Raw genomic sequence first — 8,531 nt, 5'->3', positions numbered from 1 at the left:
GTAGCCTGCCGCTGATACCGTCTGGATTGTGCTTTTCCTTTCGTTTTTTGTTCCAACTAATTAGCCATGAACTGCTTCATGCCCTGGGACTTTGCGCCGGGGTTATCGTTGCCGTAGCCCTCAAGCAGATTGATTGCACCCCAGATGCCAAGACCTGCGCCCAGAGCGATAACGAGAGTCTGAAGAACGGTTACTGCGCTATTGAAAAATGCCATAATATTTTCCTCCTAAAATTTGAAATTGTTTTGAGAATAGAAAAAGCCCTCCGTACTACCGGCATCAAAACCGGACGGAAGGCTTAGTTTACGAGAATCTTTTCAAGGAACTCCTCGACGGTTATCACGCCAAGTTTCTGTTCCATTCTGCTTCTTGCATATTCAGTTTCACAATCATATATATCACCACCACCTTTCATAAGAAACAGCCAATACATTGACTGCAACAAATCTTCACGAGAAGCACAGATTGTCGGTGAAAAAACGACAGGTGAAACCTTCAGAACCTCTGCGAGTTTCGCTGTGGTTTCTGCATTAGGGGTTCGAGCGTTTTTCTCATACTGAGCAATACGGACATCCGCTGTTTTCTCGGAATACCCCATCAGGAGTCCAAGCTCTTTCTGGGTAAGGCGGCGAAATCGTCTAACGAACTTCAATCGCTGCCCAATAGAGGTATCCGTGATCCACCAAGTCATTTTTTTTACACCTCGCTTTCTGCAAATTCTCGATATACAACCTCATTTTTTGCTCTGCGCTTGCCTACGGCTTCACTGGGAGCAAGGTCAGGGTAGGTTGCCTGCACTTTCTGTCTGCTTCTGCGGACAGTTTCAAACCCCGGAAAGCTGCGTCTATCCAGTTCCTTCAAAAACACAGGAACCGTCATGGCATGAATGTCGATGCCACGCAGACCGGAATAGTGTTCCAGTACCATCAGGTACAAATGATTGTCGGTATTTCTTGCCTTGTGGTCGTGTTCCAAGATGTTCTTAACCAGGGCAGATACCGTTTTCAGATTTTCCAAACAGAAACCTCCTTAATCCGCATCGACTACCACAAACTCATCACCTGCCTTGAGCTTCAACCTTCGACTCAGAAACTGCTCAATGTTGAACTCATTTCTCTTATCAAAGTCTGATGTGTACTTATAATTGGGGTGCTGCGTCAGATCGTACTTGTCAGAAAGAAACGGTCTGACACCACGCAACTGCAAAATACACTTGCTGCCATCCAGAACCGCAAGCTCATCTACGCTCGCAAGGTCTTTGCCTAACTTCTGATAATTCAAGCCGTAAGACGGGCTGTTACCTCTGGTGTTGGAGGTGTTGTAGGTGTCGATAGTTTCTTTTCCCAATGCCTGATTCAGTTCTTTGAGCGTGGTTGGCTCAGATCCACCCAGGAAAATTCGGGAATCCATGTTGCCGATGATGGTATCGGCATTGTCTTTATAAATGGCTTTCAGCTGTGATTGTGCCTGGAGAACAAGGCAAGCCGATATTTCACGGCTTCGGATTGTCGCTACCAGTTTTTCCAGATTGGGAATCTGACCGATGTTTGCCATCTCATCAATCAAGCAGCGCACATGAACCGGCAGTCTGCCGCCGTACACATCATCTGCTTTCTCGCACAACAAGTTGAACAGCTGTGTGTAAATCATGGAGATCAAAAAATTAAACGTCGCATCCGTATCTGACATAATCAGAAAGAGCGCCGTTTTCTTATCTCCGAGAGTATCCAACTGCAACTCGTCATAGGCAGTCACATCTCTGACCTCCTGAATATCAAAAGGAGCCAGACGAGCGCCGCAGGAAATCAAAATCGACTTAGCGGTCTTGCCGGCAGCCAGCTTGTATTTTTTATACTGACGGACTGCAAAGTGATTCGGCTTTTTCTTTTCCAGGGCTTCAAACATCAGATCCACCGGGTTCTGGAACTCCTCATCATCTTCCCGCACCTCCATTGCGTTCAGGAACTCAATCAGGGTGGAGAAATTCTGTTCCTCAACCGGAGCTTCATAGTGGATATATCCGATCAAGGCACAGTAGAGCAGCGTTTCCGCCTTCGTCCAGAACTCATCACCGGCTTTTCCATCACCCTTTGTGTTGGCAATCAGCGTTGTCACCAGTTTCAGAATGTCTTTTTCTGAATGGATATAGGCAAATGGGTTATAGTGCATCGACTTCTGAAAGTTGATGGTGTTGAAAATCTTGATGGTGTAGCCATGCTTCAAAAGGGCGTTGCCGCACTCAATCACGATGCTGCCTTTCGGGTCAGTGACCACATAGGAACTGTGCATCTGGAGAAGGTTTGGCTTCAACCAAAAGCGAGTTTTACCGGAACCCGAACCGCCGATAATCAGAACATTCTTATTTCGGGCATTGGCAGGATTCTTCGGGCGATTGCTCATCATCAGCCGCTCCGTTTTCGTCAGGATCACATTGTCCTCGAACTTTGGTGCAATAAACGGCTCAATATCTTTTGCCGTTCCCCAACGAGCAGAACCGTACTCAACATTGTGTCGGTACTTCTTTGCGTTTTTGCCTTTTAGATAGACAGCCAGCCGAAGTCCTGCGCCGCAGAGAATACCAATCAGCAAATCCAACGGGTGAAAGCTGGGAAACGGATTGTTCAGGGCTATCGGAAGGGCATGAAAAAAGCTGAGGATTTTCGCAGATGAATCTGCCCCCTCAGCCAATCTCCATGCTTCTCCTAAATTCGTAGCGAACAACCCTACCAGAAAATACGGTAAATTCAGAATCAGGAGCTTTTTCATTTTTCTCTTATCCATCACAGATCACGCTCCTGTTTCTTCTCTCGAACCTTCTTCGGAATCGCTGCGACAATTTCCTTGAACTTCTTCAGCTGCGCCAGAACGCTCGGCTTTTCATTCTTGGTTAATGCCCTTGCCTGATGTTCCTTGCAGATTGCATCCAAAGCATCTGCATCTTTAGAACGGACAAAAACAAGAAACCGGGGAGGATCAACGGACTTATCTTTTCTTACGGCAAAGTCCACGCCATACTTCTTGGCGAGCTTTTCAAAATCACGGATACTCTCTTTGTCGATCTCAACATTCGTAGCACCCTGATTCTGTCCCAAAAGCTGTTTCACGGATTGCTTTCCATGAACGGCAGGGTCTCGTGCCTTTTTCATCTTCACTTTTTCCCGGTGCTGCAAATACTTGCGGATACCGGCAATGATAGTGCGCCCCGTCAGCTTGGTTGTGCTGATCGCCAGGTTTACTGTTCTGTTTTCAACTTCTTCCTGCATGATTCATCACCTCCTGCAAGCAGTAGAGTGAACAGATTATCGTGCCATATCTCTGTGGTCGTAATACAGATTGCCCTTGGCAACTGCGGCATGGCTGATAATCTTGATATTGCCAGCTTTCTGGTTATCCAGAGCCTTCTGATAACCCACATCGCTCAAATACAGGCGATTTCTTTCGCCTTTCCAACCGACAGGCGATTCATCGGTCAGCACATCGAAAATAATCATGTGCTTGGTGGCGTCATCAAATCGTGCCAAGTCCATATAGGTATGTCCCTGGTACTCCTTGGCACCATCCTGAATCCGCTTTCGCTCCATCAGCTCTCCAATCGTCGAATTTCTTTGCATAAGAACCTCCTTACAGAACATCTCGGTCAGGGTTACTTTTGTGGGGAACCGAATCAGCTTTGACAGGTGCATCTTCTTTCTTCACCATGTCATCCGGCAGGGGAAGCGCCATAATGCTGCGCCCCATGCGTACAAAAGTCTCAGGCTGATGAAAGTGTTCCTCAAACTGCTTCATCAGTTCCGGGGACAGAGAACAAAAATCATCCTCGCCCAATCCCACAACCAGAAAATCACCGGCGATAATGTCATAAATATCGCCGTCATCATCACGCAGCGCACGGTTCAGTTCTTTGCCTACGAGTTTACCTTCGTCGTGCATCACCAGTGCAACCGGCTCATTGAACGGATAAGTTGCCTCAATATCGCCACCTACGGCTTTCTGCAAATCCTCCAGCTCACAGCCGATCTGCACAGCCTGCGGATACATGAACGGCTTTACCAGCAACACATTCATGGTATCTGCCTGTTCTTTCTGAACCTCCCGTTCCTCGGTCGTGCCGAACGCAACACCGGTAAAGTTTTCGGAGTCCAGAATGTACTCCGAATTGTAATAAGCGGCTCTAACCTGTTCCTCTGCCGCATCGTGAGATTCTGCTTGCACCGTAACCGTTTTCTCCAAGGTTTCGGTGATCTTCACATCGTATTCTTTCAAGTTTCGATACCTCCGTTTCTTTGGAAATAAGAAAAGCGACCATCCATGAACCTGTTACAGTTCATAAATAGTCGCATCCACATCGGCTAAAAGCTCGAACAAGCAAATATCGTCCAGTTCGCAAATCAGGGAACCCATGTCGAAGAAAATATCGTCCTCGCATTCCACCGTAGTAACCACGCTGCGGTGTTCGTTAAGACAAATGGCTTCTTCCTTGTCCATCGTGATCGTAGACATACAGGACACCACATAGAATGTCATATCTTCTGCTAACCACAGCTCCTTGCTCTGAATCGTGCGAACTTTTTCATCGCCGCTCATATCTTCTACATAGGACAGAAGCCGCACGGCTCTGCTGTTCAGAAGTACCTTTCCCTGATAGTCGATACCCTCACCAGCAGAGGACAATACTCGATACTCGCTAATCATCTCGGCATTTTTCTGAAACGACTTTGCCAGAAGCGCAGGAGAAATATCATCGAACTCCTCACTGTAGTTTACGAGCATATCTACCATATAATCAGGATCGCAAAGGTCGTAGAGTTCTTCCAAAGCGCCCTGAATGTTTTTGGGTGTAAACATTTTTTACCTTACCTTTCCATTGATTTTTCTCTTTTTTTCTGCCATTGCTCCAAAAGCTGAATGATTTTATCCTCCATCTGCTTGTTGGTATAGGACTTCGGGAAGTATTTTCGCAACGAATCCGTTTTGAAGGTTACTCTGTCCAGCTCTCCCTTCTTGATTTCATTCATAATCTCGCACATCGCATCCAGCGTACACTCGCCCTCCTGTGCGAGCTTTTTAATTCGCTGTGCTTGCGAAAGGGAAGGAGCTGCTTGAGCATAATCCATTGCAGAAAGAAAATCCTTCTGTTCTTCACTTGCCAGATAGGAAAGCTCCACCGCAGGATTGAATTTGATCTGACCCGTATCTACCATATCCAGCAGTTCCGGAATCAGTTCGGTCAGACGGATATAACGGTGTACCTGATTTCTGCTTTCTCCTGCCTCCTGACCGACTATATCCATTGCCTGCAACTTCATCCCAACTTGGGATGAAGTTAAATCGGTGCGTTGACCTTGATGTTTAATCGCATCCAGCTTCATCTTATAAGCAAATGCTCTTTCACTCGGCAGGATACTCTCCCTCTGCAAATTCGCATCAACCATCAAAATAATGGCTGCATCATCGTCCAGGTCACGAACAATCGCAGGCATGGTTTCCTTACCCGCAAGCTCCGATGCCCGGTGCCGCCTGTGACCAGAAACGATTTCATAACCACCGTCGGGGTCAGGACGGACAATCGCAGGAGTGAGAACTCCGAAATCTCGGACGCTCTCTGCCGTTTTCATCATTTCTTCATCATCAACCACACGGAAGGGGTGTCCCTCAAAGGGGTGTAGCTCAGAAAGCGGAATTTCCTGCACACGCTCCTGCTGGGCTTCAGCTCTGGATTGATCGGTGGAGAAAATATCATCGTACCCCTTCAAGCTGATGTTTGCGCCTTTTTTCTGCATTGTTTAACACCTCCTTCGTCAGAATTTTATAGGCTTCGGCAACTTTGCCTTTGGGATCATGCTTGAAGATACTGGTTCCCTCTGCGCTGATTTCCTCTGCACGGACAGAGCGGGGAATGTCGGTCTTGTAAACCTTCAGCTTTCCGCCGTAGCTCTCCCGAATCAGATTGCTGATGTCTTTGGAGTAGTTGGTGCGGCTGTCCACCATCGTCAGAAGAATCCCTTCAATCCTCAGTTTCGGGTTGATTTGCCTCTTGACCTTGTTGATGGTTCCAAGCAGCTGTTCCAGACCCTTTGCAGGAAGGTATGCTGCCTGAACCGGTATCAGCACATTGTCGGCAGCTGCCAACGCATTGACGGTCAGCATACCCAAAGACGGCATACAGTCAAGAAGAATGTAATCATAATTCTGTTTGACTGTATCCAGGTATTGCCGGAGAATGGTTTCCCGGCTCATGGCATTGACCAGTGCTACCTCCATACCTGAGAGTTCGATGTTGGACGGCACCAAATCAACGCCCTCCGGATGATGAAGAATCCCTTCATCGGGAGTAATAGGGTTTTCCATCATAATCTTTCCCATCAGATCGGAAAGTGTCGGAGACAGATCATCCGGGCAGGGATTGCCCAAACTGACCGTCAGGGAAGCCTGGGGATCGGTGTCTACCAGAAGCACCTTTTTTCCTTCAAGAGCCAAGCCAACGCCCAGATTCTCGGTGGTGGTGGTCTTTCCAGTGCCTCCTTTCTGATTGACCACCGCAATGATGGTTGCTTTTTTCGACATTTATCGTCACTCTCCTTCCTCTCGCTTCATTTTCAATTTCTTAAATCCTCCTTCCAAATATCCGTGTGACATATCGTGCCGAACAAGAGCATCGTAGTAGGTGTCTATTGTCGTCGGCGCATTGTATATCGTAGTCAGCATATACTGACGGATATTTCTAATCTTTGTGGTGTTCTCCTTGAAGCAGTCCATAACATATCGAATGTGTTCGGCATTCAGTTTCATAAACCGACTGCGGACAATTTCTGCCGGACGCTCCTCTGCACCAATGCGAATCAACGGTCGCTTCGTGCAAACTGTTTCAACGATCAACTCCAGAATGTTATCCAGCATTTCGGAATCGTAAGGGTAATCCTTCTTCAACAAATCCATACTAAGCTGATCCGAGAAATGATCAAAGTATTCTTGATACCGGTCATTCTCGTCCATCATTCCACCATTTCCGGAAGGAAAGATAGAATCAGTATCACTAAATTCAGTATTTTTAATATCAGTATTATTACATTGTGATTTCGGAAGTTCTTGAGTTGTGATTTCCATTGTTCCAGAATTGTGATTTTCACAATTCAAGAGTTGTGAATCCACAGCAGAGATAAAGTTCTTCACATAGATCAGGTTGGGCTTTCCCAAACCCTGGCGCTTACGTTCAATCAATCCTGCTTTCTTCTCAAGTTCACTGAGCAGCTTGATAGCCTTTTGTTCAGCACAGTTCAGAGCCATCTTCGCTTCGTCGATTGTAAAAATGATATACACTCTACCGTTTTTATCTATCCAACCATTCTTGGCAGACAGGCTCATGCGGTCAAGCAAAATGCCATACAGCATCTTGGCATCGGCAGAAATATTCCAGAACCTCTCGTTCGTGAACAACACCTTCGGAACTCGATAGAATGTGAATAGATCGGATTGCTGACCGTAAAAATAATCAAAACTCACACGGCTTCACCACCTTCTTTCTGCGGAAAACTTTCTGTTGTCAGCGGAATGCTGCGGAAAGTCGTATCCGTCTTTTCGTAAGGACATCGGGCAAAATAGTAGAAGCGGTATTCCTGTTCATACACATCCATATCAACGAAGCCCCACTTCACGCATAACCTTCTTCGTACACCAACCAATGCACGGGTGATCTCGCCCATAGGGACAGCCATCACATTCCGACTTGGGTTTCGGCGGCAAAGAGATTAAGTAGTAGCAATTATTTCTACCCAGACGGCAGCCCTTTCTGCCATTCGTCCAGAAGTAGCAGTAATGACAGTCGCTCGGCTTGTCTGCGGTATAAACAGGCTTGCTCAAATAAAACACCTCCAATCTCTTGTATTTGCCCATGGGTTTGGGCATAAAAAAAGAGCGCCTATCCATCCCCAATGCGGGGCAAATAGACGCTCTATGTACATAACGATATTTAATTTTATCTGCTATAACTGCATGGTATTCAAAACATCCGCCTTTTTTGATTAGCTGGATTTTTGGCACGATTTTGGGGCTGATTAGCAGGAAGGGCATTTTCATTAGCAAGAACAGCCCGTTTTCTGCTAAAAATTAGCTGGCGATTTTGTCTTATAACAACCGTTCGATTCTGGAGGGGTTGTCAAAAATCAAATTTTGGAGTAGAATTTTATCTCATACAGTGAAAGAGCTTTTTCGTAGCTTTTTATATAAGAAAAGCCGAAAACCCTTGAAAACAAAGGCTTTCGGCGTTGTTCACTGGCGTCCATAAGAGGATTTGAACCTCCGACCCCACGCTTAGGAGGCGTGTGCTCTATCCAGCTGAGCTATATGGACGTGTCTGATATATGATTATAGCCCGATCAAAGTCGAACTGCAATCCCTTATTTAGTTTTTTTTGAGGTGGCCGTTGTAACGCAACCTTAGGAGGCGCTTGTTTTATCCGTTAAACTAAGAGGACATTACCGATTTTTGGCTTAAACACTGGGTTTTTGCCACTTTGGTTCGGTAACCGTTTTATG

The 8,531-nt window shown here is 46.4% G+C and carries 12 protein-coding genes and 1 tRNA gene; all 13 read right to left on the bottom strand.

Translation table 11 applies throughout. The features are described 5' to 3' along the window. Nucleotides 1–56: 56 nt before the first annotated feature. The 13 genes from WMO25_RS10970 to WMO25_RS10910 all read right to left on the bottom strand — a co-directional run bounded on the left by WMO25_RS10970 (nucleotide 57) and on the right by WMO25_RS10910 (nucleotide 8,346). Nucleotides 57–215, bottom strand: coding sequence for a Maff2 family mobile element protein (locus WMO25_RS10970; protein ID WP_005929973.1), 159 nt, complete (start codon nucleotides 213–215; stop codon nucleotides 57–59). Nucleotides 216–298: 83 nt separating this feature from the next. Beyond that, nucleotides 299–691 carry a helix-turn-helix domain-containing protein gene (locus WMO25_RS10965; protein WP_002304334.1) on the bottom strand — a complete coding sequence of 131 codons (393 nt, stop codon included), beginning with the start codon at nucleotides 689–691 and terminating at the stop codon, nucleotides 299–301. A 5-nt stretch (nucleotides 692–696) separates the two neighbouring features. Then, complete coding sequence (locus WMO25_RS10960; protein WP_002304332.1) at nucleotides 697–1,017, bottom strand: hypothetical protein; 321 nt, start codon at nucleotides 1,015–1,017, stop codon at nucleotides 697–699. A 12-nt stretch (nucleotides 1,018–1,029) separates the two neighbouring features. Further along, a complete protein-coding gene (locus WMO25_RS10955) occupies nucleotides 1,030–2,781 on the bottom strand; it encodes a VirD4-like conjugal transfer protein, CD1115 family (RefSeq protein WP_002588968.1) in 1,752 nt (583 codons plus the stop codon). Continuing rightward, complete coding sequence (locus tag WMO25_RS10950) at nucleotides 2,781–3,263, bottom strand: PcfB family protein (RefSeq protein ID WP_002304320.1); 483 nt, start codon at nucleotides 3,261–3,263, stop codon at nucleotides 2,781–2,783. The genes WMO25_RS10955 and WMO25_RS10950 overlap by 1 nt, the downstream gene beginning before the upstream one ends. 36 nt (nucleotides 3,264–3,299) lie before the next feature. Then, entirely contained in the window at nucleotides 3,300–3,611 is a 312-nt protein-coding gene (locus WMO25_RS10945) for a DUF5720 family protein (protein ID WP_002304317.1), read from the bottom strand. A 10-nt stretch (nucleotides 3,612–3,621) separates the two neighbouring features. Continuing rightward, nucleotides 3,622–4,263, bottom strand: a complete 642-nt coding sequence (locus WMO25_RS10940) for a DUF3846 domain-containing protein (RefSeq protein ID WP_002588969.1) — start codon at nucleotides 4,261–4,263, stop codon at nucleotides 3,622–3,624. A 54-nt stretch (nucleotides 4,264–4,317) separates the two neighbouring features. After that, entirely contained in the window at nucleotides 4,318–4,845 is a 528-nt protein-coding gene (locus WMO25_RS10935; RefSeq protein ID WP_002304315.1) for a hypothetical protein, read from the bottom strand. Nucleotides 4,846–4,853: 8 nt separating this feature from the next. After that, nucleotides 4,854–5,780 carry a ParB/RepB/Spo0J family partition protein gene (locus WMO25_RS10930; protein ID WP_002304314.1) on the bottom strand — a complete coding sequence of 309 codons (927 nt, stop codon included), beginning with the start codon at nucleotides 5,778–5,780 and terminating at the stop codon, nucleotides 4,854–4,856. Next, on the bottom strand, nucleotides 5,737–6,564 hold the full coding sequence (locus WMO25_RS10925; RefSeq protein WP_002304313.1) for a ParA family protein: 828 nt from the start codon (nucleotides 6,562–6,564) through the stop codon (nucleotides 5,737–5,739). The genes WMO25_RS10930 and WMO25_RS10925 overlap by 44 nt, the downstream gene beginning before the upstream one ends. A gap of 6 nt (nucleotides 6,565–6,570) precedes the next feature. Then, on the bottom strand, nucleotides 6,571–7,500 hold the full coding sequence (locus tag WMO25_RS10920; RefSeq protein ID WP_349085354.1) for a DUF6017 domain-containing protein: 930 nt from the start codon (nucleotides 7,498–7,500) through the stop codon (nucleotides 6,571–6,573). Next, nucleotides 7,497–7,700, bottom strand: a complete 204-nt coding sequence (locus WMO25_RS10915; RefSeq protein WP_223385014.1) for a hypothetical protein — start codon at nucleotides 7,698–7,700, stop codon at nucleotides 7,497–7,499. Before WMO25_RS10915 ends, WMO25_RS10920 begins: the two co-directional genes overlap by 4 nt. Nucleotides 7,701–8,269: 569 nt before the next feature. Continuing rightward, nucleotides 8,270–8,346 (bottom strand) — tRNA-Arg (locus WMO25_RS10910). Nucleotides 8,347–8,531 lie beyond the last annotated feature (185 nt).

The sequence above is a fragment of the Coprococcus intestinihominis genome, from assembly GCF_040096555.1.
GTDB lineage: Bacteria > Bacillota > Clostridia > Lachnospirales > Lachnospiraceae > Coprococcus_A > Coprococcus_A intestinihominis.
Note: the sequence above shows the minus strand (reverse complement) of the source record. Positions and strands in the feature narration are given on the sequence as shown.